21 protein-coding genes are annotated in these 26,796 nt (G+C 37.1%); 9 read left to right on the top strand and 12 right to left on the bottom strand.

All coding sequences use genetic code 11. From position 1 onward, the window contains the following. Positions 1 to 256: 256 nt before the first annotated feature. Together ytxJ and CD138_RS02810 are read right to left on the bottom strand one after the other, a co-directional pair. Positions 257 to 577, bottom strand: a complete 321-nt coding sequence (gene ytxJ, locus CD138_RS02815; RefSeq protein ID WP_019168517.1) for a bacillithiol system redox-active protein YtxJ — start codon at positions 575 to 577, stop codon at positions 257 to 259. Positions 578 to 741: 164 nt separating this feature from the next. Further along, on the bottom strand, positions 742 to 1,635 hold the full coding sequence (locus CD138_RS02810; protein ID WP_019168518.1) for an EMYY motif lipoprotein: 894 nt from the start codon (positions 1,633 to 1,635) through the stop codon (positions 742 to 744). A gap of 110 nt (positions 1,636 to 1,745) precedes the next feature. On the opposite strand from CD138_RS02810, the gene CD138_RS02805 reads away from it, so the two are divergent. From CD138_RS02805 to CD138_RS02795, 3 genes are all read left to right on the top strand, one after another. Then, entirely contained in the window at positions 1,746 to 2,264 is a 519-nt protein-coding gene (locus tag CD138_RS02805) for a GrpB family protein (RefSeq protein WP_019168519.1), read from the top strand. A 136-nt stretch (positions 2,265 to 2,400) separates the two neighbouring features. Further along, complete coding sequence (gene murB, locus CD138_RS02800) at positions 2,401 to 3,330, top strand: UDP-N-acetylmuramate dehydrogenase (RefSeq protein ID WP_019168520.1); 930 nt, start codon at positions 2,401 to 2,403, stop codon at positions 3,328 to 3,330. 24 nt (positions 3,331 to 3,354) lie between these two features. Further along, positions 3,355 to 3,669 (top strand): CHY zinc finger protein, encoded by a 315-nt coding sequence (locus CD138_RS02795; RefSeq protein ID WP_019168521.1) that lies wholly within the window; start codon positions 3,355 to 3,357, stop codon positions 3,667 to 3,669. A gap of 190 nt (positions 3,670 to 3,859) precedes the next feature. Here CD138_RS02795 and nrdF read toward each other — a convergent pair whose 3' ends face one another. The 3 genes from nrdF to nrdI form a co-directional block, all read right to left on the bottom strand. After that, positions 3,860 to 4,822 (bottom strand): class 1b ribonucleoside-diphosphate reductase subunit beta, encoded by a 963-nt coding sequence (gene nrdF / locus CD138_RS02790; RefSeq protein WP_019168522.1) that lies wholly within the window; start codon positions 4,820 to 4,822, stop codon positions 3,860 to 3,862. A gap of 569 nt (positions 4,823 to 5,391) precedes the next feature. After that, a complete protein-coding gene (gene nrdE, locus CD138_RS02785; RefSeq protein ID WP_019168523.1) occupies positions 5,392 to 7,497 on the bottom strand; it encodes a class 1b ribonucleoside-diphosphate reductase subunit alpha in 2,106 nt (701 codons plus the stop codon). After that, positions 7,460 to 7,858, bottom strand: coding sequence for a class Ib ribonucleoside-diphosphate reductase assembly flavoprotein NrdI (gene nrdI, locus CD138_RS02780; protein WP_019168524.1), 399 nt, complete (start codon positions 7,856 to 7,858; stop codon positions 7,460 to 7,462). Before nrdI ends, nrdE begins: the two co-directional genes overlap by 38 nt. Positions 7,859 to 8,482: 624 nt before the next feature. Between nrdI and CD138_RS02775 the strand changes: the two genes are divergently transcribed. The 5 genes from CD138_RS02775 to CD138_RS02755 all read left to right on the top strand — a co-directional run bounded on the left by CD138_RS02775 (position 8,483) and on the right by CD138_RS02755 (position 14,941). After that, a complete protein-coding gene (locus CD138_RS02775; RefSeq protein ID WP_019168525.1) occupies positions 8,483 to 9,364 on the top strand; it encodes a DMT family transporter in 882 nt (293 codons plus the stop codon). A 19-nt stretch (positions 9,365 to 9,383) separates the two neighbouring features. Beyond that, entirely contained in the window at positions 9,384 to 9,884 is a 501-nt protein-coding gene (queF, locus tag CD138_RS02770) for a preQ(1) synthase (protein ID WP_019168526.1), read from the top strand. A 511-nt stretch (positions 9,885 to 10,395) separates the two neighbouring features. Continuing rightward, positions 10,396 to 11,901: a peptide MFS transporter gene (locus CD138_RS02765; RefSeq protein WP_019168527.1), complete on the top strand. Its 1,506-nt coding sequence runs from the start codon at positions 10,396 to 10,398 to the stop codon at positions 11,899 to 11,901. 468 nt (positions 11,902 to 12,369) lie between these two features. After that, positions 12,370 to 13,872 carry a peptide MFS transporter gene (locus tag CD138_RS02760; protein ID WP_019168528.1) on the top strand — a complete coding sequence of 501 codons (1,503 nt, stop codon included), beginning with the start codon at positions 12,370 to 12,372 and terminating at the stop codon, positions 13,870 to 13,872. Between the two features lie 136 nt (positions 13,873 to 14,008). After that, positions 14,009 to 14,941 (top strand): diacylglycerol/lipid kinase family protein, encoded by a 933-nt coding sequence (locus tag CD138_RS02755; protein ID WP_019168529.1) that lies wholly within the window; start codon positions 14,009 to 14,011, stop codon positions 14,939 to 14,941. A gap of 104 nt (positions 14,942 to 15,045) precedes the next feature. On the opposite strand, the gene CD138_RS02750 is transcribed toward CD138_RS02755, so the two are convergent. From CD138_RS02750 to CD138_RS02725, 6 genes are all read right to left on the bottom strand, one after another. Further along, positions 15,046 to 15,582 carry a 5' nucleotidase, NT5C type gene (locus tag CD138_RS02750; RefSeq protein WP_019168530.1) on the bottom strand — a complete coding sequence of 179 codons (537 nt, stop codon included), beginning with the start codon at positions 15,580 to 15,582 and terminating at the stop codon, positions 15,046 to 15,048. A 101-nt stretch (positions 15,583 to 15,683) separates the two neighbouring features. Beyond that, positions 15,684 to 16,733 carry a histidinol-phosphate transaminase gene (hisC, locus tag CD138_RS02745; RefSeq protein WP_019168531.1) on the bottom strand — a complete coding sequence of 350 codons (1,050 nt, stop codon included), beginning with the start codon at positions 16,731 to 16,733 and terminating at the stop codon, positions 15,684 to 15,686. Positions 16,734 to 17,057: 324 nt separating this feature from the next. After that, positions 17,058 to 18,575, bottom strand: a complete 1,518-nt coding sequence (locus CD138_RS02740; protein ID WP_019168532.1) for an ABC transporter permease/substrate-binding protein — start codon at positions 18,573 to 18,575, stop codon at positions 17,058 to 17,060. After that, complete coding sequence (locus CD138_RS02735) at positions 18,572 to 19,531, bottom strand: ABC transporter ATP-binding protein (protein ID WP_019168533.1); 960 nt, start codon at positions 19,529 to 19,531, stop codon at positions 18,572 to 18,574. The genes CD138_RS02740 and CD138_RS02735 overlap by 4 nt, the downstream gene beginning before the upstream one ends. Positions 19,532 to 19,783: 252 nt before the next feature. Continuing rightward, entirely contained in the window at positions 19,784 to 21,565 is a 1,782-nt protein-coding gene (gene recQ, locus CD138_RS02730) for a DNA helicase RecQ (protein ID WP_019168534.1), read from the bottom strand. 9 nt (positions 21,566 to 21,574) lie between these two features. Next, positions 21,575 to 23,452, bottom strand: coding sequence for an ABC-F family ATP-binding cassette domain-containing protein (locus CD138_RS02725; RefSeq protein ID WP_019168535.1), 1,878 nt, complete (start codon positions 23,450 to 23,452; stop codon positions 21,575 to 21,577). Between the two features lie 111 nt (positions 23,453 to 23,563). Here CD138_RS02725 and CD138_RS02720 point away from each other — a divergent pair, with 111 nt between their 5' ends. Continuing rightward, complete coding sequence (locus CD138_RS02720) at positions 23,564 to 24,379, top strand: ZIP family metal transporter (protein ID WP_019168536.1); 816 nt, start codon at positions 23,564 to 23,566, stop codon at positions 24,377 to 24,379. Between the two features lie 348 nt (positions 24,380 to 24,727). On the opposite strand, the gene ltaS is transcribed toward CD138_RS02720, so the two are convergent. Next, complete coding sequence (gene ltaS, locus CD138_RS02715) at positions 24,728 to 26,665, bottom strand: polyglycerol-phosphate lipoteichoic acid synthase LtaS (protein WP_019168537.1); 1,938 nt, start codon at positions 26,663 to 26,665, stop codon at positions 24,728 to 24,730. Positions 26,666 to 26,796 lie beyond the last annotated feature (131 nt).

Genomic DNA, 26,796 nt, shown 5'->3' with positions numbered 1-26,796 from the left:
AGCCTTGACCTTCAATAGTGTACAAACGAACGGAACGAAATGATTTTACACGTATCGCCGAGCTCCTGTTATCCTCACAACAATAGGTCTTATATATTGATGACGCTTATCAAAATAAAAAGCAACACATCTTGCATTATCGCGTGTGTTGCTTTCATATATTTCAAATATTGCTCATCATTTTCAACGTTGATTGCTTAAACTATTCAAGGCTATCCATCATCGCATCACTTCAGAAGTAGCAAACAATGTCCGCCTATTCTTCAGCTTTCGCAAGTTCAGAGACATTCACATTTTTATGACTATCATGCCACTTTACCTCACCGTTTACGAAATAAAGGGCTTGAGGTGATTCATGTTGAACGCCTGTCTTTTCAGCAATATAATCCGATAATTCACGCGCTTCTTGAACGACGACATAGTAACCATCCATATCACGTTCATATAAAAATTTATTAAATTGATCAAATGCGTTTTCTGAAATCGGACAAGTATTGCTATGTTTTAAAATAAATATATATGGATTGTCTTCAATGATTTGTTCGAATTGGTCAATCGAAGTTAGCTTAATCGCCATTCTCTTCACCTCTAAGTAGATTTTCTGTTTGTCTATTATCTGAAATAACTCAGTACTTTTCTCAATGTTTACCATTATACACACATAATATAAGCTTGTTAACCTTTAATTTTTAATCCGCTACTCAACGACCATAACAATCAACTCTCAACAGAATCCTTCAATTACTTTGAATTCACTTGATCACGCTGATTTTCATACGGTGTGTTGTAGCTGTCTAGATCTTTAGCTTTTGTTATTAATTTACGGATATTGGTTTCGGCTAATTGTTGATTATATTCAATCGTTTTGACACGTTCTTGATAGTAGCGCTCGAGACTGTAATACATTTGAACCGCATTTTGCCGTGCGCGATTCGCCGTCTCATCTCGTAATTGCATTTCATTGAGCGCTTTTATCTGTTTTTGAACTAACGGAATGACTTCATCTTGAATCGCATGCATTTGTGCCTTTCCATCTTTTTCGCGGATAGAAGTCTCTGCTTTATCTTTAATATAGCGATTATTTTCATCCAGGCGCGCTTCTAGTTTCACACTATCTTCTGCACCTTGTGTAGTTTGTTTCGCACTACTTATTTGTGTCTCCACACGACTACGATACTTTTCAAATTGTTGTGTGAAATCAAGTATATTTTCATTGGCGCGTATTGAGTTTTGACAGAGTACGACAAAATGGTCCAGTTTTTCAATTACTTTTTGTTTACCCTTTATGCCCTCTAAATATGTAGACTTCAATGTTTTTAAATCTTTATTTTCTTCTGGAAGTGCTTGAGCCTCCTGATGATACGCTTTCATTGCTGGTTTTAACGTGTTGTCAATTTGTTTTTTCAGTTGATCAAAAGCGCGTTTATTCGCATCGGTCGTATCGGTTTGACTCAGATCATAAAGTTGGTTTAAATTCATTTCTTCCAAAGTTTGATTCACAATGCGTTCTTTTTCAGAGACCGTCTTCATTTGTTGATCAAATGCATGCATCTGTTTTTGAGATGATGCCGTACATGCGGTAAGACTGCCAACAATTAAAAAACTTAAAATGATTATTTTCACCCATTTTTCCATTGCTACACCTCTTATTCAATTCGTATTATACATAAACATATTTAACTTGAAAATAATATATGATATAGTAATGCAGAATTGCGCAACAGGATACTCAAAGAGGCCATCATATGTATCGTCATGTCCAACCATTTACGACCGACAATCAACAATCATTTTATGCGACACAATATGAAAAATACCGACACATTTTATTCGACCTCTTAGATTCACCGGTAAAGTTTACACAACATATTGGCGGTACTTTTCATTTTAATTATCCAACTGAACCTATTTTAGATATTTTAGTCGGTGTTGAAAATTTGCACGACATTACATCCTTAGATGAAAAGCGATTAAACTATGTAGGATTTTACCGCTTACATCATGCCTATGAAAAGAAAGTCGTGATGGCAAAATTTAATAATCTTAATGAATTAAAGCAAGAAGTTCGTTTACATATCATTCAAATGCACACACCTACTTTCCAACAATATCAACAATTTCATGAACTATTAACACATCACCCTGCAGCCATTCAATTTTTTAAAGACCAAAAAGCCTCTCTCGACCAGTCAACCATGCCTATCCGAGACTATGAAAATTTAAAAACGCAATGGTTTAAACAGCTGCAGCAATACACAACATAAAAATGTTCATACATGACGCGTTCTATTAAAACAGTTAAAATATAATTAAGTCTAAAAATACTTTGTAATGACCATCAAATATGAGAATTTGTTTTTAAATTGACAAAAACACTATGAATTATAACGAAAAGAAAGGATGTTATTTGTGAATCATTCTAGCATCTTACAGGATTTAGAAAAACTGATTCCTGCAAGTATTATTAAGGTAGATGAACCATTGAAACGCTACACTTACACTGAAACTGGGGGGAATGCAGATTTTTATATTTCACCTGAACGTTATGAAGATGTACAAAAAGTCGTAAAATATGCATATGAACATGACATACCTGTGACCTATTTAGGCAATGGTTCGAATATCATCATTAGAGACGGTGGTATTCGAGGGATTGTATTAAGTTTGCTTTCTTTAAATCACATTGTCACTTCTGACGCGACGATTATTGCCGGCAGTGGTGCAGCGATTATCGATGTGTCTCGAAAAGCACGTGACGTTGCTTTAACAGGCCTTGAATTTGCATGTGGTATCCCTGGTTCTATCGGCGGCGCTGTTTATATGAATGCAGGCGCTTATGGGGGCGAAGTGAAAGATGTGATTGATTACGCACTTGTGATTGACGAACGCGGGGAATTGATTAAATTAACACATAACGAACTTGAATTGGATTATCGTAATAGCATTATCCAAAAACAACATTATGTCGTGTTAGAAGCTGCATTTACACTAACACCTGGGAAGCAAGAAGACATTCAAGAGAAGATGGACGACCTCACAGAACGACGTGAATCTAAACAACCGCTTGAATACCCATCATGTGGCAGCGTTTTCCGTCGTCCACCGGGGCATTTTGCAGGTCAACTCATTCAAAATGCTGACTTACAAGGCCATCGTATTGGTGGTGTCGAAGTTTCTCGCAAACATGCTGGATTTATGGTTAATGTGGATCACGGGACAGCTACAGACTATGAAAACCTAATTCGTCATGTCCAAAATGTCGTGAAAGAAAAATTTGGAATTGAATTAGAAAGAGAAGTACGTATTATTGGGGAAAATTTAGACAAATAAAGAAAAGTTTAAGGAGCGAATGCAATGCCGAAAGTTTATGGTGCGACTGTCGACCAAGAAACACGTTGTACTCACTACAATACGCCATTCGATGTCATCGCAATTAAGTTTAAATGTTGTCATAAATATTATCCTTGTTTTAAATGCCACAATGAATCTGAAAAACACCGTCCTAAGCGCTGGCATTCTGATGAATTTGATGAGCGCGCTATTCTATGCGGTGTTTGCGGTTATGAGATGGCCATTGAAACCTATATGATGACTGAATCTTGTCCTCAATGTGAAGCGCATTTTAACAACCGTTGTAAGTTTCATTATCATCATTATTTCGAAATTTAGTGTACTTTTCGGAGTGGGCTGGGAAACTCAATTGTGTCCCGGCTCCACTCTTTTTTCTTCTCGTTTTCCCCTTTCACGACTTAAAATAATTTCCATTTTTCTCAAAACGCACATGCATCAAAAAAAGAGTGAAACAACATGTCCTTTCGAACGTACTGTTGCCTCACTCTTCTTTAATACTTTTTAATGATTAAAAAATGAAATCTTCGTCTTGTAATGCTTCTACATTCAATGCAAGAACGTAACCATCACCTTTAACTGAGAAGAAGTCATGGTTTTTCGTTGATGTATCCAGCGCATTTTCAATAATTGGACTGAATTCACGCTCTTCGAAATAAGGTTCAAATCCTAAATTTGACAGTGCTTTGTTCCCATTATAACGGACATAATTCATAACATCGTCAGCTAAGCCAATGGGTTCATATAAGCTACGTGTATAGGATTCTTCATTTGCATATAAGTCTTCTAATAACTTATACATTTCTGTATCTGCTTTTTGTTTTTCGCTTTCTGATAATTCATTTCGTAAGCTTTGCGCATCTAAACCAGTGAATACACCATGAATAGACTCATCTAATAAAATTTTACGAATGATTTCACCAGAAGTCGTCATTCGTCCTTGCCCCGCCAAATATAACGGATAATAAAAACCTGAATAGAATAGGAAAGTTTCTAAAAAGACACTCGAAACACGTGCCATATATTGATCATAAATAGACGCTTCTTTCCCCCACAGTTTATGGTAATTGCTAATAATTTTCTCAGATTTATATTTTAAATGCGGTTCTTCAATGACCCATTTATCTAATAATTCATTCGTTTCTTTAGAAGGTAATAACGTCGTGAAAATATGCGAATAACTCTTAGCATGAATTTGTTCCATCATCCCCATAAATGAGTACACGGCTTTTTTACGCAAATCTTTCGTATGAAGCATGATTAACGGCATACCATCATCTGCTTGATGTGTGTCTAAACCCGTTAAGCCTGCCAATGCTTTTTTAAACGCTTCTTGTTCTGCTTCTGTTAATGTTTTCCAACTTGCGATATCTTTGGAAACTTTAAATTCCGTTTCTACCCACATTTGAGCAATGTTCTGGCGCCAAAACATATTCGTCATATCTTCTTGTGTGTTCCAATTTACAGCTATCATTGACCTTATCTGCTCCTATCTATATTGTGATATATAACAAATGGGCCAAACGCATGCCCCATTCCCTAAATTTTTAAAAGTTGAGCGAGACAGACTGCTTAACGCTCGGTCTCACTCTGGTAAGGATGACTGAACACCCTTTTATGTGAACGTTCAGTCATCACCCGTTCCACATACGGTCACTTCTTTAGAGGCTAGAACATAATTGCGTTTTCTCAGCCCCATTCCATACAATAGGCGAAATCAAATGATGGAAATGTAAAATAAGTTAAGATTAATGGAACTGAAAATTTTTGATTTTTCTTTTATATATTTGCCTCATTGATTCGTAGCATTATAATTCAAATTGCTAAAATGGGCGAGACTCCTGAGGGATCAGACGCAGCCGAAAATCCAATTCGGCTTCCGTCCAGTGTACCTTCAATCAAGGCGATTTTAGTTGAGGCAAGTCCCCTAGGAAAAAGAGCCCATGATGGCAATCAAAAAATTTCATGTCCTAGCCCACTTCTCATAGCTTTTATGCGTATGAATAATATTAAAAGCACAATTCGCTTTATTTGATATCAACATTAAATTGCACAGCTTGTACATTCTTCTACACTCAATAATTTATTTCGTGTGTAATACAATGATTTTAAGCCTTTATGATGTGCGTATACGTATAAACGTGACAATTCACGCGTTGAAATTTCTGAGTTTACATATAGAATGGTTGAAATACCTTGATCAATATGCGTTTGAATCGTAGCAATTAAATCAATCAACTTCATTTGGTCGATGTTGAATGCTGATTTATAATACCACATTGATTGTGGCGATAAAAACGGCATTGGATAAAATGTTTCTGAGTTGCCGTAAGTACGACGCTCAATTTGGTCTACTATCGGCATCACTGAGCTTGTTGCGTTTTGCACATATGAAATACTTTGTGTTGGCGCAATCGCTAAACGATACGCATGATATAAGCCATGTTTTTCTACTTCAGCTTGTAATGCTTTCCAATCTTCACGTGTCGGAATTGGATGGTTCTCAAACAATGCCTTTACTTTTTCAAATTGTGGCAAGAAATCTTGAGACGTATAACGTTCAAAATAACGACCGTTTGCATAATCAGTTTTATTAAAGTCTGCAAACGTCTCACCACGTTCTTTGGCAATTTGCATTGAACGTTCGATTGAATAATAGTTCATCATCATAAAGAAAACATTCGCAAAATCTTTCGCTTCTTCTGATTCATAACTGATCTGATTTTTAGCCAAATAACCGTGTAAGTTCATGACACCCAGACCTACTGAATGCAATTCACTATTCGCTTTTTTCACACCTGGTGCATTTTGAATGTTTGCTTCATCACTCACCACTGTTAACGCGTCCATACCTGTGTGCACAGAATCTCTAAACTGATTTGACTCCATGACATTCACAATATTTAATGAACCTAAATTACATGAAATATCGCGTTTAATTTCATCTTCCACACCGTAGTCATTGATAATCGATGTTTCTTGTAGTTGGAAAATTTCTGTACATAAGTTACTCATTTTAATTTGACCGATGTTAGCGTTAGGATGCACACGGTTCGCGTTGTCTTTAAACATTAAATAAGGGTAACCCGATTGCAATTGTGTTTGTGCAATCATATTTAACATTTCACGCGCATCTTTACTCTTTTTCATTATATTTGGGTTGGCTACAAGCGCATCATAGTAATCCTCAATATTAATGTCGTCCAATGTGACACCGTACTCTTGTTCTACTGTGTGTGGCGCGAACATGAAAAAGTCTTTTCCTTCTTTAGCCAATTCAAAAAATTTAGACGGTACAATCAAACCTGTTGAAATCGTTGAAAGACGTAAATCTTCATCTGCATTAATTTTTTTCGTATCTAAAAACTCTTCTACATCATAGTGGAAAATGTTCAAGTATACTGCGCCCGCGCCTGGACGTTGCCCTAATTGATCGGCATAACTAAAGCCACCTTCAAGCGCTTTTGCAATCGGTAAGACACCTTTCGCAACGCCTTTTATGCCTTTAATTGCTTCACCTCTCGCACGTAGCTTTGAAAGATTAATCGCTACACCACCACCGATTTTACTTAACTGTTTAGCTGTTGAATCGATAAAGTTAATAGAGTTTAAACTGTCATCTACTTCGAGCAAGAAACATGAAACTAACTCACCTCTACGTGCACGTCCTGCATTTAAAAATGTAGGTGTCGCTGGTTGGTAACGTTGTTCGACCATCGCTTGAATCAATTGTTTTGCAAGGTCAACATTCCCTTTGGCAAGGTAGAGTGACACAATGAACACATGTTGATGATAATCTTCTAGATATTGTGATTTATCATTTGTTTTTAATGCATAATCTTTGAAAAACTTACTTGCTGACATATAACTTGCAAATTGAAATGGAATCGCTGTTGTAAATGCAATCAATTCAACCAGTTGGGCTACACTGTATTCTTCAAACACATTGTAATAAAAATTGTTATCAACCAAAAATTGAAGGCGTTCAATCTCACTGTCGAAATGAACGGTTTTATCTTGGATTTCTTCTAAATAAACCGCAAGTGCTTCTTGATCTTTCTCAAGTTGAAAAAAGCCGTTTTCATTTCTTTTCGTCACTTGGTTATTAAGTTCAATATGCTTGTACTGCTTTTGTTCCATAGTTTTCATAAAAATTGACCACCTTCTCTTTAAATTCCATTGTATCTTGTTTATTGCCGTGTAATTCAAATTTCATCAATAAAGGGACGTGATACGTATTTGCAATCGTCGTACCAGCTTTCGCAAAGTTATTTCCCCAGTTACGATTGCCACTTGCCGCAACACCCTTTAAATGTTCATGATTGATTTCTAAAAATTGTTGGACTGGTTGAGGTACCTCACCAAAACCAATTGTCCCTGTCACAATAATAAAAGGTTCTGTCACTTCTTCTGACGCATTGGTTTCATTAATCTCTAGTGTGTTATCAAGTTCTGTGCGTTTAACGAATCGTCTCACATTACCCGTAAAAGAATAAAATACCACTTTCATCCTGAATAACCACCTTTCTCACGAGATAAATGATTCGTGTAGTTGCTGATGTCGTCTTTTTCTTAATCCACAATATAAATGTTATTGAATAAAATACGAACGTATATTTGCTATTGTTTGATTCATAAAATAAGTTAAAAAGTTGCTAACGCCCATTATTCATATCCAATAATGATCTCTATTGACACCCTTACTATATGTAGATAATCAAAGAAATAGAATGTTCAAAATCGTGTAAACCTTCATTGATTTTGTCCATTCTTGTGTTGTTAGTCATCTTTCAAACACTATATGTTGTGTTTCATTTCGTTCGCTCATACTATATTATGTGTTTCATTATACAGAACTCTATTCTTAATTTAAAGAGATAAATTGGAACTTTTGTCACTCATTGTCATCAAAAGCGATGATATCAACCACTAGAAGAACAAAAAAATTATTTTCTGATTGAAAGCACGTTTCTCACTTGACTTTCTCAACTGAAACGTTTATAAGTCAGCTAAAACAGAACATACGTTCCCTTTTATTGTATCTTCTTTTAGTAAAATTGCAAGATATAATGCAAGTTGTATCATTTTATGCTACTATGTATAAGTCAAATTTTTATCAACAAGAGGCGATATCATGAATACTAAAGTGAAAGGTATCATCGCTATTTTAATTTCTGCTATTGGTTTTAGTTTTATGGCAGTTTTTTTTCGTCTATCCGGCGATTTACCCGTATTTCAAAAATCACTCGCTCGAAATTTCGTAGCCATGTTTATTCCCCTATTCTTTATTATTAAATATAAACAGCCCTTCTTCGGTAAACTGAGCAGTCAACCTCTATTAATGACACGTTCTGTTCTAGGATTAATGGGCGTACTGTTAAACATATATGCAATTGATCATATGGTGTTAAGTGATGCCGATATTTTGATGAAATTGAATCCTTTTTGGACGATTCTTTTAAGCCTCATCTTTTTAAAGGAATTGATTCAAAAATATCAGATTACTTCAATGATTATCGCAATGATTGGCATGCTTTTCGTTGTCCAACCTGAATTTTCATCTGAAGTCATTCCGGCACTCATCGGACTGTTATCAGGGATTTTCGCAGCCTCGGCTTATACGACTGTCCGTGCATTAAGCACACGTGAAGCGCCTTACACAATCGTATTTTATTTCTCATTCTTTTCAGTTATTGTGCTGATTCCATTTGTCGCATTTACATTTGAACCGATGAGCATGATTCAAATTGTTTACTTAGTGTTAGCAGGACTTTCCGCTGCAGTAGGTCAAATTGGTATTACCGTCGCATATAGTTACGCACCGGCAAAAGATATTTCAATATTTACCTATGCATCAATTATTTTCACAGCGATGATTGGCTTCGTCCTATTCAATGAGTCACCTGATTTATACGCCATCATCGGTTATATCATTATTTTAAGTGCAAGCTATTATATATTCGAAAAAGCACGACGTTCGACACGTTCCGAGCAGCGTCAACAACCATCAAAATAATTTAAAGGAGGCCTTTCTCATGGCAGAAGGACGTTCAAAAGACGAATTACAAGATATTACACTTCTCGGCAATCAAAATAACACTTACAACTTTGATTACCGTCCAGATGTTCTAGAAACATTTGATAATAAGCACCAAAATCGTGATTACTTTGTTAAATTTAACTGTCCAGAATTCACATCGTTATGTCCGATCACAGGGCAACCTGATTTTGCGACAATTTACATTTCTTATATTCCAAATATCAAAATGGTCGAATCTAAATCTTTAAAGCTTTATTTATTCAGCTTCCGTAACCATGGTGATTTCCATGAAGATTGTATGAATATTATTATGAACGATTTAATCGATTTAATGGATCCACATTACATTGAAGTATGGGGCAAATTCACACCCCGTGGTGGCATTTCCATCGATCCATACACTAACTACGGTCGTCCAAATTCAAAATACGAAAAAATGGCTGAACATCGTCTCATGAACCATGACATGTATCCAGAAAAAATCGATAATCGTTAATAGTCAAACACCTAACTGAGAGGTGGACATAAAACATGTCCTGACCTCTCTTTTTATTTTTCCATGCCACTATCACTCATCCCCCACTTATGAGCACACTAAAATTCATTCTCTATCAATTTTCTATTATGGTATAAAACCTCTTAATGATATGATGCTGACATTCGCATTCGTATCGCACGCTCTATTACAAATCATTTTCTTAGTTTCACACTCAAAATAGATATTCTACACGTCCCACTTTATTGACTGAAAAAATCATTTTGTCTCAATTTCAAATATGATATTGCTAAGCTTGTAAAAAATGCTATAATAACTGATAAACTTTATTGATTTTGTCGGAATACAAATTCGGTGAATACATAAATGATAAACCAAGAAAATAATTATATATATTTACATAACCATAAAAATATATTATAAAATGTTCTTTACATTAAAAACTACTTGTGTATGATACCAATTAGTTATAGAATAAGTCTAACTTGGTTAGAGTGGGGGGAAATAGTCAATGAGTTCGCATTATACAAAAGAAGAAATCCTTAACAGTACACCACGTACAGGTTTCTTCGGTCATCCAAAAGGGTTAAGTACACTAGTCTTTACAGAATTTTGGGAGCGCTTTAGTTACTATGGTATGAAAGGTATTTTAGCTTTCTATATTTATTATTCGGTAGCTAAAGGTGGATTTGGTCTAGACCAAGACATCGCCCTTCAAATCGTTTCAATTTATGGTGCATTGGTTTATATGAGTGGTGTGATTGGTGGTTGGATTGCAGACCGCATTACCGGCACACGACACGCACTCTTTTATGGCGCTATTCTCATTATGGTTGGTCATATTTTAATGGCACTACCGAATAGTTTGGTCTTGTTGCTCATCGCCTTACTCTTTTTAATTATTGGGACAGGTTTACTCAAACCGAACATCTCCTCAACAGTAGGTATGTTGTACGATAAAAATGATGCACGCATGGATTCAGCGTTCACTATTTTTTATATGAGTATCAATTTAGGGGCATTATTGTCACCACTTATCATTGGGTGGGTACAGGTTAATATCGGCTTCCATGTCGGCTTTGCTATTGCTGCTGTAGGGATGTTTTTCGGTTTATTGGCATATTTATTCACACATAAAAAATCACTTGGTCTTGCAGGTGTGGAAGTACCAGATCCATTAACGAAGAAAGAACGTTCAAAACTCATCAAGATTGTCGGTAGCATTGTCGTAATCCTTGTTGTGTTAGGATTTATTCTCCAATCAACAGGACACTTAACAATTGGACTGTTCTCAAACGTCATTACAGTTTTAGGCGTATTTTTACCGATTTTCTTATTTACAAGAATGCTTTTAAGTAAAAAAACAGCAGATCATGAACGTAAACGTGTTTTTGCTTATATTCCATTGTTTATCGCATCTGTTGCCTTTTGGATGATTCAAGAACAAGGTTCAACAGTTTTAGCACAGTTCTCTGATACGAAAACTGAGCTCCAATTAGCAAAAGTAACAGGCGGACTAATTGATTTTCAAATTCCACCTGCATGGTTCCAATCTTTAAATCCATTTTTCATCATTATTTTGGCACCTATCTTTTCAATTTTATGGGTCAAACTAGGTCGTTATAATCCACCGACAGTCATTAAGTTTGCTCTAGGTGTTATCTTAGCCGGACTTTCATATTTAATTATGATTATTCCAGATGGTAATAGCTTGATCAATCCGTTCTGGTTAGTGGCGAGTTTCTTACTTGTTACTTTTGGTGAACTTTGCTTATCACCTATCGGATTATCAACAACGACAAAACTTGCACCTGAAGCCTTTGCGGGACAAATGATGAGTATTTGGTTTTTATCCAATGCTATGGCACAAGGGTTAAATGCGCAAATGGTTAAACTTTATGTCCATATGAGCACAAACGAATACTTCCTTTATTCAGGATTATTCGCAGTAGGTATTGGTCTTGTATTAATTTTAGTATCACCGTTCATTAAAAACTTAATGCAAGGTGTAAAATAACCTTTATTGATGCTATACATGTCACATATAAAGATAAGCTGTGGAGAAATTTTTGTTACATTTCTTCACAGCTTTTTTATAGTTTTAGAGTAACTGGGACACACTTCAGTTTCAACTCCCCTTTGCTACGGTGCATAACCATCAAAACAACACAAATCCCTATTCACATATTATTTCCAAATATCTTTATTTTTGTACTTTATCACCTTTTTACTTTCTTCAATAACAAAGCTTATCCTTTTATTTCAAACATTAAACACGATTTATTTTCATTCGTTCCCATATAGAACACCTATATTAGACTTAACTAACTACACTACCAACAGTGTATAATTTAACAAAATATGACTTTATTTTATGTCTGAATTTTTTAAATTTTATTATTTTTAAAAAACTAATTGCTATTTATTTTCATCAGGCGTAAACTTTCTATTACATGTTTTGTTCAGATAGGAAGGATTGATTGAAATGTCAGAATTATCACACGAAAAAGCTGTACAAGAAATTCCACAAAAGGGATTCTTCGGCCACCCTCGTGGTTTAGGCGTATTATATACCGTAGAATTCTGGGAGCGATTTAGCTATTACGGTATGCGTGCCCTATTGATTTATTACATTTACTATAACGTCAGTCAAGGTGGATTAGGGCTCGAAAAAACATTCGCTCAATCGTTGATAGCCGTCTATGGTTCATTAATCTTCATGACATCTATTCTAGGGGGCTGGGTTGCTGACCGAATACTGGGGACAAGACGTTCCATGTTTTACGGTGCGATATTAATTATTATCGGTCATGTTTGTTTAAGCTTACCTTTTGGATTAACTGGCTTACTGTCATCGATGTTCTTTATTATTGTAGGTTCAGGTCTGATGAAACCGAACATTTCCAATATCGTAGGACGTCTTTATCCAAAAGATGATAGCCGTGTAGATTCAGGTTTCGTTATTTTCTATATGGCTGTCAATATGGGGGCATTTATTTCACCGCTCGTATTAGATCATTTTAGAAATGTAGGGAATTTTCATGGTGGTTTCTTAATTGCTGCAATCGGTATGGGGCTGTCACTACTATTTTACCTTTTATTCCATAAGCGTAATCTAGGACGTATCGGCATCGCGCCACCTAACCCTTTAAGCCCAGCAGAAAAGAAAAAATATGGTATGCTTTTCGGGCTGATTATCGCTGCGATTGTCTTAGTCGTAGTCATCGCATCTTTAACTGGAACACTTTCTTTTAATTTAGTGAGTTTAATCGTATTAGTTTTAGGCTTTGCATTACCATTTGTCTATTTTACGATTATGATCGTCAGTAAAGATACAACAGCTGTCGAACGTTCTCGTGTTATCGCGTTCATTCCATTATTTGTTGTCGGCGTTATTTTCTGGTCTATTCAAGAACAAGGTGCGAACGTTCTCGCTGTCTATGCGGATGAAAAGGCAGACCTTGCTTTCAACTTATTCGGCTGGGAAAGTGTATTTCCTGTGACATGGTTCCAATCGATTAATCCATTTTTCATTGTCGTCTTCGCACCAGTCATTTCTTGGTTATGGAGAAGATTGGGTCGTTTTGAACCAAGTTTACCAATTAAATTTGCACTCGGCTTATTTTTAGCAGGTAGCTCATTCATACTCATGATGGTTGTGATTTATGCATACAATGACGCGCATATTTGGTTTGTATGGATCATTTTGTCATATATCATTTGTGTGATTGGTGAGCTTTGTATTTCACCAACTGGAAACAGTTCAGCTGTTAAACTTGCACCTGAAAACTTCAACTCTCAAATGATGAGTTTATGGTTATTAACTAATGCAACGGCACAAGCCATCAATGCACAACTTGTGAAACTTCAGCCGATTATTGGGAACCAAAACTATTTCGGTCTCATTGGCGGTATCGCTATCGTTGTCGCGCTCTTAGCCGTCATCGGTTCACCATATATTTTAAGAGCTATGAAAGGTATTCGTTAACATCACAATGAGGTGCGTATACGTTTGGGATATCCCGCGTATTCGCACCTTTTTGAGTCTATCGAAGTTGTCATGATTAACATCCACACAATTGCGGTATACAATGAAGTGTACGCGAAATGAAAGGAGCAAACATATGGCACCAAAATATGAACACGGCGTTCTTTTTTATCACCAACATTCAGGCCTCAAGAAAATACATGAAGGCCTAGGTGAAGTCACTGTCGCACTTACCCAGCTCTGTAAAAGATTCACCATTCAATTAAGCGAAAATGAAGGTGATATTGAAAAATACTGCCATCATATTCAATCAAACAACAACCGTGAAAACATCGATGTTTTGTTTATTTTGGGTGGCGATGGAACGGTCAATGAATTAATCAATGGTGTCTTAAAATATAACTTAAACCTCCCAGTCGGTATTATTCCGGGCGGTACATTTAATGACTTTACGAAAACATTGAACTTATCAACAAAAGCTGGCCCAGCAAGTCATGACCTTTTGATAGCGTCGCCTCAAAAATACGATGTGATGAAAGTAGAGGACCGCTATGTGCTCAACTTTGCTGGTATCGGTTTGATGGTACAAAATGCTGAAAATGTACAAGGTAAATCTAAAGACTTGTTCGGCAAATTAAGTTATATTACATCAACACTTAAAACACTTTCAAATCCAGAGCCTTTTAACTATACATTAGAGATTGATGGTCAAACGTATACCGGTGAAACATCGATGTTGTTATTTGCCAATGGTCGCTTCATAGGTGGTGGCAAAATTCCGCTTATGGAAATGTCTCCTAGTGATGGTGAACTGAATACATTTATCTTTAATAACTATAGTATGAGCATTCTTAAAGACATCTTTAGTTTACGCGATAGTATGACATGGAATGAAATTAGCGACAATATCGAACATATTCCAAGTCGTCAAATTCATGTGCATACTGAGCCAACAATGCGCGTGGATATCGATGGTGAAATTGCTTTAGATACACCAGTTAATATTGAAATCATTCCACAAGCGATTGAATTACTGACGGTAGAACCAGGACAAGCCAATGATAACTAACATTTAAAACGATAAAAAAAGAGGCGTTGAGGAACGAACTGCCCCAACGTCTCTTTTAATTGTGTTCAGAAACAATATCAAATCTGTTTTTGTGATTTTTTATTCTACGCTTCTTTACCGAAAAAGTAGGCTTCTACTTCTTTCCAGTTATTCACACGCTCAAAATCGGTATTCCCTTCATTATGTGGCGCTGAAAACATCAACGGCTTCCCTGTATGTCCCCCTAATTGACGCGGATTGTCATCAATTAAGTAATCAGTCGCGACAATGTCTTTACGGCCACAGAACACAAATTGTTGTGAATCTAAAAATGGGAAATGCTTCAGCAACCATTCATATTTGTCATGGAAAGATGTCGGTACATCCATTGCAGCTGTAACAATATAAATGTCATAGTGCTCGGATAATTTTTTAACAACTTCTTGAGCATCTTTCATCACATCTAAACGGCCAAAAAAACCATCTGATGCCAAAATATCCCGGATTTCTTTCGTATGTTCTGGCATGATTTCATAAATTTTCTTTCCAGCGATTTGATCGATTGTCACACCTAATTGTGTACGGCGATTCAACTCATCTAAAATCGCGCCCATCGTATCTGCCAGTACTTCATCCATATCAATCCCTATTGAAGTTCTCATGTTATCGCTCCTTGTATACATTCATCTCACTGCTTTATCATAACATACTTGGTCTAAGCATTTGATGATTCCCGCACAAGCACGTATGTCATTTTTAAAGATTAAAATGATTTCAATACGTTGCGAATGACTTCATTTTGTTCTGGGAAGCCTAATGAAATACGAATACCATTAGGGAATAGACGCGCAATGATGCCGTGACGTAATAACGTTTCATCTAATTCTTTCGCACGATCTGTTTCTACAAAGACAAAGTTCGTTTGTGACGGATAAATTTTTAAAGATGTTTCAAGATTTAAGAATTTTTCTCTTTCAACACGGTTCGTTTCCACGATTTGTTGTAGATATTCTTGATCTTCTAACGCTTTCAATGCCGCTTGTTCAGATAAACGTGTCGTATTAAATGGCGGACGAATGACATTTAATTGTGCAGCTAATTCTGGCGTAGAAATCAGATAGCCGATACGTAATCCTGCTAAACCATACGCCTTCGAGAACGTACGCATTAGCGCGACATTACCATATTGCTTCATCAATTCTAACGTTTTCGGATAATCTTCCGCAGTTACATATTCCGCGTAAGCCTCATCCATAAATACTGGAATGTGTGAAGGAACCTTTTCTAAAAACGCCACGATGTCATCATGTGTATGGTATGTACCAGTTGGGTTGTTCGGGTTACAAATCCATACCGCTGCTGTTTTATCGTTTACTGCTGCTGCAATACCATCTAAATCAAACGCCCCATCAATGAGTGGCACTTGAATCGTCTCCGCATCTTCTACGACTGCATTGTGAAGATATTGGCCAAACGTCCCCGCACTCGTTACAATATTGTCTCCTGCGCGCACTAATGTTCTAGAAATAATCACAATCATTTCATCAAGGCCCGCACCAAAAAGAACTTGTGCTTTATCAACACCATAATGCGCGGCAATCGCTTCTTGTAACAACGGCGCATTCGGTTCAGGATATAAAAAGAGGTCATCTACATGGTCTTTAATCGCTTGTTTCGCTTTAGGAGATGGACCAAATAAATTTTCATTAGAAGCATGTTTATGAAGTTCACCTTCAATCCCATACTTTTCTTTTAACTTCTCCGGTGACAATCCAGGTTGATACGCACTTAATTTAGAAATTTGAGACTTCATTTCTAAACCTCCCATAAATCAGAATTTTTAAAATATATTTACTAGTATAACGTTTAACACTTTAAAATGCTAGAGCAGCCACACATAAATTCTTAGTCCATTGAATGTTCGAATAAAAATTTTTGATCAAGCAGAAGTAAAAATACGATGTCATTCGTGTAATATAATAACAACAAAGCGTAACCTTTAATAAAGAAAGACTGGACCACGAAACCCATCAAAAAACTTTGAAAGGCCACACTAGTCCAGTCATTCCTATACGATTTGTTATAAAATCAATCAATCATCCGTAAACCTAATCGCAAAAATGATTCAATCATCGTGCTATTTGTCAATCAAACCTTGTTTCTCGAGATATGCTTTCGCAACTTCATACGGATCTTCGTCTTTTTCAGCTACACGATAATTCATTTCTTGCATTTCTTCATCAGAGATTTTACCTTCTAGCTGATTTAATGCTTTTTCAACACCTGGGTGCTTTTCAATAAATGACTTTTTAAACAATGGTGCACCTTGATATGGTGGGAATACTTTACGGTCATCATTGAGCACGACCATGTCATATTGTTTTAATTCGGCATCTGTTGAATACGCATCAATTAAGTTAATATCGCCACTTTCAATAGCTTGATAACGCAACTTAGGTTCCATCTTTTTCACATTTTGGAAGTTTAAATGATACGCTTTTTGAATCGCAGGATAACCATCTTCACGGTCATTAAATTCAAGGGTAAAGCCTGGCTTGATGTCATCTTCAACTTTTTTCAAGTCGCTTATCGATTTAATGTTGTGTGCTTCTGCAAAATCACGCTTCACTGCTAAGGCATACGTATTGTTGTATTGCATTGGCTTCAACAGCGTCATATCAAATTTTTTCTCCAAGCTTGCATTCGCTTGTTGATACACTTCTTTTTCGTCTTTAGACTTCGGCGTTTCTTTCGTCAATTCACCTAATACCGTTCCTGTAAATTCCAAATAACCATCAATATCGTCTGATTTTAATGCATTGAATAAAAATGTAGTTTTACCCATGCCGTCTTTCACTGACACCGTATAATCTGTTTGATCCTCAATTAAAATCTTGTACATATTCGTGATAATTGAAGGCTCTGTACCTAACTTCCCTGCAATCGTAATACGTTCATTTTGACTAGAGAAAAGTGGCGCAACTGTAACCATCAACATAAGTAATAACATCACACCGAGTGTCGTTAACATTTTACGGTAAGAAATATGACTTAAAATTCTTAAAATCACATCGAACAAAATGGCTAATATCGCTGCTGGAATCGCCCCAATTAAAATTAATGATGTATTGTTCCGGTCGATACCAAGTAAGATTAAGTCACCTAGACCCCCCGCACCGATTAATGCTGCTAATGTCGCCGTACCAATAATCAATACCATGGCTGTACGAATCCCTGCCATCATGACCGGCATCGCTAATGGCAGTTCGACTTTAGTTAAACGACGAATCGGCTTCATACCAATACCTTTAGCTGCTTCAATTAATGAAGGATCTACACCTGTAATTCCGGTATATGTATTACGTAAAATCGGTAATAGTGCATACACAACAAGGGCGATGACAGCAGGTACCGTTCCAATACCGAATAATGGAATCATCAAACCGAGTAAAGCTAGTGACGGAATGGTTTGTAAGACCGCTGCAATGTTAATCACAACTTCAGATATTTTTTTCGTTTTTGTTAACAAAATGCCGAGCGGTACACCGATTAACACGGCAATCAGTAATGCCACAAATGACAATTGGATGTGTTCAAGTAAGGCAGCAAATAACTCACCTTTTCGACTATTCAATGTCTCTAAAAATGTATTCATGCTGTCTCACCTGCCTGATTTTTTGATAAAAAGCTAAAGATGTCTTGGCGTGATAAAGACCACTGTTCACCTTCGACAGGCACAATGACCGCTTCATGTTGTACAAGCGCATCATAAACGTCACTCACTGTTTGATCAGCATGGACAACAGGATACTGACTCAACTGCTCTTCTGTTGCTATTTCACCTACAATTTCAACGACTTTGCCAAGTGAAAAATGATTCAGCACTACACTCGTTAAGTCACCTAAAAATTGGCAAACGAAATCATTTTTAGGTGATTTAATGAAGTCATTCGGTGTGCCAATTTGTTCCACTTGACCATGATTCAATAGGCAAATACGGTCGCCTAATTTGAACGCTTCTTCGATATCATGTGTTACAAATACAATCGTTTTCTTAATTTGATCTTGCAATTTTAACAAGTCATCTTGTAATTTTTCTCGTGTAATCGGGTCTAAGGCACTAAAGGGTTCATCCATTAAAATGACAGGTGGATCGACTGCAAGTGCACGTACGACGCCGACACGTTGACGTTGACCACCTGATAATTCTTCAGGCTTTCGGTTTCTAAACTGCTCCGGTTCAAGTCCAACCATTGATAACAGTTCGTCGACGCGGGCATCAATTTTTTCTTTTGACCAACCTTTCATCAATGGGACTTGTGCGATATTATCACGAATGGTCATATGCGGAAATAGCGCAATTTGTTGTAACACATAGCCCATATCCCAACGCATTTCGTATACTGAATAATCACTTATCGGGCGATTTTTAAAGTAGATATACCCTTCAGATAATGGTATTAAGCGGTTGATCATTTTCATTGTTGTCGTTTTACCTGAGCCAGACGGACCAATCAAGACGAAAAATTCACCTTCATTGATTTCCATATCCACTTGATTGACGACAGCTCGGTCACCATAACGCTTAGATACATTGCTAAATTTTATCATACAATCCCTCTATCTTTTTGTTTTCATTTCGTTTCTTTCTATACATTTTCATTTACCCTAAACAAATAGGATTATACTCATTAAAGCACAATTTATTGCAAAAATAACTTGATTTGCATTCGAAATTGCCAAGTGTGTGAAATCGTCATGTCACACACCCTATCGACCATCATTTGCCAATCTAACCGACTTAATAAAAATGATTGATTTGCAAAAAAAGAGCCAGGGCTTCCCCTAGCTCCATCTGATGTGTTATGAACTATGCATTTTATATTCTTGAATGGCTTCTAAAAATTCAGGACAATAATGCTTCAGTTTATAACTACCCACACCATCAATCTGAATCATTTCTTGTTTTGTGACAGGCTTTCTTTTCGCAAAAGCTTCCAATGTATAATCTGTGAAAATATTCGTCGGTGGCATGTTTAAACGTTCACTCATTTCACGTCTGACTTCGACAAGCTTTTCAAATAACGTACGATCGACCCCTTCTACGGTATTAATACGCACGGTTTCTTTCGACTTACGTTTAAACGGGGTCGTATACACTTGCGTATCTTCACTCAACAACTTTGCTACCGAGGCATCACACATGAGGATTTCGTCATGCTCGTTGAGGAAGCCTTTAAAGCGTAGTTCATCGATTAAATGGTGTAACTCGCCAGTCGTATAATCTTTCATTAAGCCATACGTCGAGAGGCTTTCATAACCTTGATGACGAATATAATCCGAAACCTCACCACGCAAAACCTGAATGACCGTTTGATAGCCTTCTTGTTGACGTAAACGTGCGACACCACTAATGATCATTTTTGCTTCTTTCGTCATATTATACGTTTTATTTTTATCGACACAGTTACTACATTGCTGACATTCTTCAAGTTTTTCATTTGGCTCAAAATAATGCACTAATGTCGCTTCAAGACATTTCGTCGTCTTTGTATATTGAATCATTTTAGTCAATTTTTCACCCATGCGCTCCTTGTAATCATCATCCGCTTTCGAGGCACCGATAAAATACTGATGTAACCCAATATCACGATCACTGTACAGTAAAATACAATCGCTATCTAAACCGTCTCGACCTGCACGCCCTGCCTCTTGGTAATACGACTCCAAATCACCCGGCATATTGTAATGAATGACATAACGCACATTCGATTTATCAATACCCATACCGAATGCATTCGTCGCGACAACTACACGTGTCCGGTCATATAAAAAGTCATTTTGCGCTTCATCTCTTTGTTTTGCCGTCATGCCAGCATGATAGTATGATACAGGAACATCTGCGTCTTCTAACGCTTCATACAAGGCTTCTACTTGTTTACGTGTTGAACAATAAACAATCCCCGCCTTCTGACTATGTTTTTGAATATAATCCAATACAAATTTTTGACGTTGGTATGTCCCGTTCACCTGGAATTTCAAATTACGGCGTCGAATACTGGTTTTGACTAGATGTTCGCGTGAAATCATCAATCGTTCCATAATGTCTTGTTGCACTTCTGCCGTCGCTGTAGCTGTTAATGCAACAATCGAAAACTGTTGAGGCATAGCCAATACTCTTTGAATAACTGCTTGATAACTTGGTCGAAAATCGTGTCCCCATTTTGAAATACAGTGTGCTTCGTCAAATGCGACGAGTGAAATATCGACACGTCGCAACAACATTTCAAAATATGTTTGTTCAAAACGTTCCGGTGCGATGTATAAAAATTTCAGCTCACCTTTAACCAATTGTGCTTCTATCTCTTTTTGTGCTTGCGTACTTAGACTACTATTCAAATAAGCCGCAGATATTCCCATTGCGGTCAATTGGTCCACTTGGTCTTTCATTAACGAAATTAAAGGACTGATGACAATGGTCGTTCCTTTAAACATTAATCCCGGCACTTGGTAACATAACGATTTACCACCACCTGTTGGTAAAACCCCTAACGTATGCTGATGATTCAATACACGTTCAATAATCTCTTTTTGACCAGGCCGAAAAGATTTGTATCCAAAATAATGCGACAATGTTTGCTCCATGCTATCCCTCTATTGTTCTAATATTTCTTCTAGTTCACTCCACCGCGTCATATCGGTATCATATTGAGCTTCGAGCGTTTCTTTCTCTTCATTTAATGCTTTGATTTTGGCATAATCTGCGTTCGCTTCAATCATTTCTGCGTCAATTTCAGTCAGACGCAATTCAGTTTCCTCGATGCGCACTAATAACATGTCATATTCTCGTTTTTCGTTGTAGGATAATCCTTTTTTCTTCTTTGGTTGTACTGCTGGTTGCTGTTTTACGGATTCTACTTGTGTTGCTGCTTGTTCAAGTTGTTTTTGAAATGCTAAATAATCTTCAAACTGTCCTAAAATCATATCGATTTGACCGTCATGAATATACCAGTAACAATCCACGACTTTATCTAAAAAGTAACGGTCGTGGCTCACAGTAATGACCGTACCACCAAACGTTTGAATATAGTCTTCTAAAATGGTTAACGTCTCTGTATCGAGGTCATTTGTCGGCTCATCCAATAGCAATACGTTCGGCTGATGGACTAACAGCTTTAATAAATAGAGACGCTTTTGCTCGCCACCTGAAAGTTTGTACACTTTTTTACCATGAGTCGCACTCGGAAATAAAAACCATTCCAACAATTGCGTGATGGAAACAGTCGTCCCATCTTTTTGCCGTGCCAACTCACTTTCTTCACGCAAGAAATCAATCACGCGGACATCCCGATTCAATCGTTCATCCGTTTGTTTGAAATATGCTACTTTCACTGTTTGACCGACTTTTAATACGCCGTCAAATTGTTGATCTTCACCTGCTAAAATATTCAGCATCGTTGTTTTTCCAACGCCATTCGGACCTACAATGCCGATTTGCACACCTTTTTGAATCAATGTCGACACATTTTCAAATAATGTCCGACCATCAATCCGTTTCGTCACATTTTCAAGTTCAAAGACTTGTTTGCCCAATCGTGAATATGCAAGATTCAATGACCCCTTGTCTTGCGTTTGATGAGACTGTACTTGTTCTTTCAAATCATGAAAACGATCTTGCCTTGCTTGTTGCTTCGTTGTTCGCGCTTTGACACCGGCACGCATCCATGCTAACTCTTGTTTAAAAAGTGCACGTTGCTTCGTTTGTTGACGCGCTTCGATTTCTTCACGCTCAGCTCGCATTGCAATATAAGCTTCATAGTTGCCTGGATATGTATCTAACTTGCCGTTTCTTAATTCTACAATTCGTGTCGCCACTTCATTTAAAAAGTAACGATCATGCGTCACAAAGACCACTGTTTTCGGATAAGATTTTACAAATTGAATCAACCAATGAATCGATTCGAAATCTAAATGGTTCGTCGGTTCGTCTAATAATAATAAATCTGGTTTTTCAATTAAAGTACGCGCTAAAACAACACGCTTTTGTTGACCACCTGATAATTCATTCATTCGGCGTGTCGTATCATGAATACCTAGTTTCGATAAAATTGTTTTAATTTCAGCACTGTAATCCCAAGCGCTGTATGCATCCATGTCGGCTTGTGCTGCCATCATCGCGTCAAAAGCTTTGTCTGTTTGCTGCTCTGCATATTGTGCAGTGGCTTCTTCATAACGTTTAATGACTTGTAACTCTTTGGAATCCGCACTATAAACTGCTTCATAAACTGTTAATGTTGGATCCAAGTTATGATTTTGTGCCGCATAACGAATACGATATTGTTTCGGATGCGATTGAACGGCATCAAAATCTTCATCCATACCTGCGATGACTTTGAGCAATGAACTTTTCCCCGTTCCATTAATGCCGACTAATCCGATCCGCTCTGGATTAGAAATGGATAACTGTAAATCATCAAAAATGACTTTATCCGCATAAGATTTGTTGAGGTGTTCAATTTTATAGGCTTCCACAACACATACACCCTTTTTCTTATAGATTTACTCACATTTATCTGTTAACCTTAAATCAGTTCTATATATTATACACTTTTTTTAGAACAAATGATACAAGGAGCTATTTCAATGTTGGATTCTATTTCAAACATGCCCCCATTTTTACAAGCATTATTTGCGGGTATCATCACGTGGTTACTCACTGCATTAGGGGCTGCGACCGTATTTGTTTTTAAAAGTGTCAACGAAAAAGTGTTGAATTCGATGCAAGGCTTTGCTGCCGGTATTATGATTGCGGCGAGCTTTTGGTCATTACTCCAACCTGCCATTGAAAGCAGTTCGGATAGTGCTGCACCCTGGCTCCCTGCCGCCATTGGATTTTTGCTCGGTGGTGTGTTCATCCGTTCTTTAGACTATGTCATTCCACATATGCACCGAAATGCACCTGATGAATCACAACATCAGGAAGGTGTTGAAACGAGTTTAAATAAAAATACACTTTTATTACTTGCGATCACATTGCATAACATTCCTGAAGGGCTCGCTATCGGCGTTGCTTTTGGTGGCATTGCGACAGGAAATGAACATGCGACTTTACTCGGTGCACTTGGACTGGCAATTGGGATTGGGATTCAAAACATTCCTGAAGGGGCTGCGTTATCATTACCGATACATGCTTCAGGACAATCCAAATGGAAAGCCTTCAATTACGGACAAGCGTCAGCACTGGTAGAACCTGTTTTTGCTACAGTGGGTGCAGCAGCAGTGTTGGTTGTGACACCGATACTCCCTTACGCACTCGCTTTTGCTGCAGGCGCGATGATTTTCGTCGTTGTTGAAGAATTAATTCCTGATTCACAGGCTGGTAAAAACACAGATCTTGCGACACTCAGCTTGATGGTGGGCTTCACTATTATGATGATACTTGACGTTGCTTTAGGGTAAATTTAAAAACCGTTCAATGTGAAGAAACATTGAACGGTTTTTTGTTCGTGTATAAATGCGACATTTCAATATCATCACGCACCCTTTGACCCTATATACCACTCTCGGAATGCTCACTGTACAGTGCCCTTGCGAAGTGTTGTATACCCTTCAATAAAGATGGACTGAGTCGCAGCGAGTGGCGTACCCTAAGGTATCCAGTCCATAACGGGAGTTGTCAAAATTCCAAAAGGCGTCTATGCGCACCATTGTATTCAATGCTCACATTTAAAGGCACCCTAAATTTTATAGTCTGACATACAAAACAGGGAGGTGTACTGTTTTGTACACTTCCCTGCCAAGATGTGATTATTTTTGATCTGCTTTTGGACCCGTCGCATATTTATAATCTGCTGGGTTCACTTTATCGAAATCAGGATTGTCATAGAATCGGAATAAGTCACCGTTCAAGACTTTATCACTCATTTCTAAATCATGTTGTACTTGCTTCTTATTCTTATCAAGATCTGCTGGCGGCGTTTCTAACGGTTGATTATTTTTGTTACTATAAGCTTTACCGTTTACATATTTATAATCTCTCGTCACAAAATCACCGTTGCGGAATGGTACAAGTTCTTTATGGTCTTTAGATAACATATCTGTACCAAACATGAGATAATTTTTCGTATCAATGCCAAGCAAGTGAAGTAAAGTCGGCATAACATCAACTTGACCTGCGTACGTATCGTCTACTTTAGGTTCTACACCTGGTGCTTTCAACCAGAAACCTGTTGCATTCAAGTCATTAAACTTCGCTGGCGTAATCTCTTCGCCTAACAATTGTGACATCGCTTTATTATGATTTTCTGAAATACCATAATGGTCACCGTAAATCATAATGACTGAATCATCATAGAGTCCGCGTTCTTTTAAGTCATTAATAAACTGTTCTACTGATTCATCTAAGTAACGGGCTGTTTGAATATAACCATCGACCGTTGAGTTACCAGTGTCACCTTTTGCAATCGTTGCGTCTTCATCACTTAATGTGAACGGATAATGGTTCGTCAACGTAATTAAATGAGAATAGAACGGTTGTTTTTCTTTAGATAAGTAATCTGCTGCTTCGTGGAAAAACTCTTTATCTTTTAATCCAAGGTTTTCTAAGTTTTCTGGAGACATGTCAAAATATGTTGCATCATAAAACTTATCTATACCGAAATGACGGTACACTTGGTCACGGTTCCAGAACGTTTTATAGTCACCATGCATCACATTCGTAGTATAGCCTTGCTGTTGATGCATAATCGCTGGTAATGATTGATACGTGTTGTCACCTTTGAGTGAAAAAGCCGAACCTTGAGGCAAACCATACATACTGTTATCCATTGTGAACTCAGCATCTGATGTTTTACCTTGACCCGTTTGGTGATAGAAATTCGGATAATATCTAAAGTCCTCATTACCTGAAGACAACTTGTTTAGAAACGGCGTTACTTCTTCACCATGAATCTTTTTATTAATAAGGAATGTTTGGAAACTTTCTAAATGGATTTTAATCACATTTTTACCTTTAGCCTTTCCATAGTATTCCATATTCGGTTCTGCTTGCTTTTGTTTGGTATAATTCAATACTTCTGTTAAGTCATCTTCAGAAGCGAGTGCCTTTTGTTGATTGTTTTGTATAGTTTTAACACCATCATAAACTGTAAAATTGTACGGCCCTAAATATTTCACAAGATATTTATGGTCAAATGTACGCGTTAATAATTCAGGTCGATCTGTTTCCGCAAACGCTAAGTTCAAGAAAAATAACGCAACTGCCGTAGCCATCACTACAGGTACAAACTTTTTCTGAAATACATTGCGGCTCAACCAGTTACGTTTGAACACGAGTACAAATAAGTACACGATGAGATCAAGGAAGTAAACAAAGTCGTACCATTGGAATGATGCACTTACTGCACCACCCATAGAGTCTACATTACTCACTTGGTTCAATGTACTAAATGTAATGAAATCTGAGAAAAAGCGGAAATACACGACATTGGCATATAATAAAAAGGTGAGCAAAAACCCGCCAACAAACATGAACCAAAACGCTTTACGTCCTTTAAAGAATAAGAACACACTTAAAATAAGTGCAACTAAGCTGTATGGGTTCATTAATAAAATTAAATTTTGTGTTAAACCTTTCACGCCAAGTGATAAGTCCACATAATAAGCAAAATACGTTTTTAACGCGATTGTTAAAACCATGAGTAGGAAAAACGTAAAAATGCCTATTTTCTTTTTTCCTTTTTCCATAATTGTTCCCCCGTATTTAATTCTAATCCTCAAAGTCAATTTGTTTATCATTTACACTAAGATTGTAAACATTCTACTTAGTTGTTATGCTTTTTGTAATCATTTTGTAATATTCAACAGTAATTTCAATA

It is taken from the genome of Staphylococcus intermedius NCTC 11048, assembly GCF_002902385.1.
Taxonomy (GTDB): domain Bacteria; phylum Bacillota; class Bacilli; order Staphylococcales; family Staphylococcaceae; genus Staphylococcus; species Staphylococcus intermedius.
The sequence above is the reverse complement of the archived record's forward strand: the minus strand, read 5'-3'. Positions and strand labels throughout refer to the sequence as shown.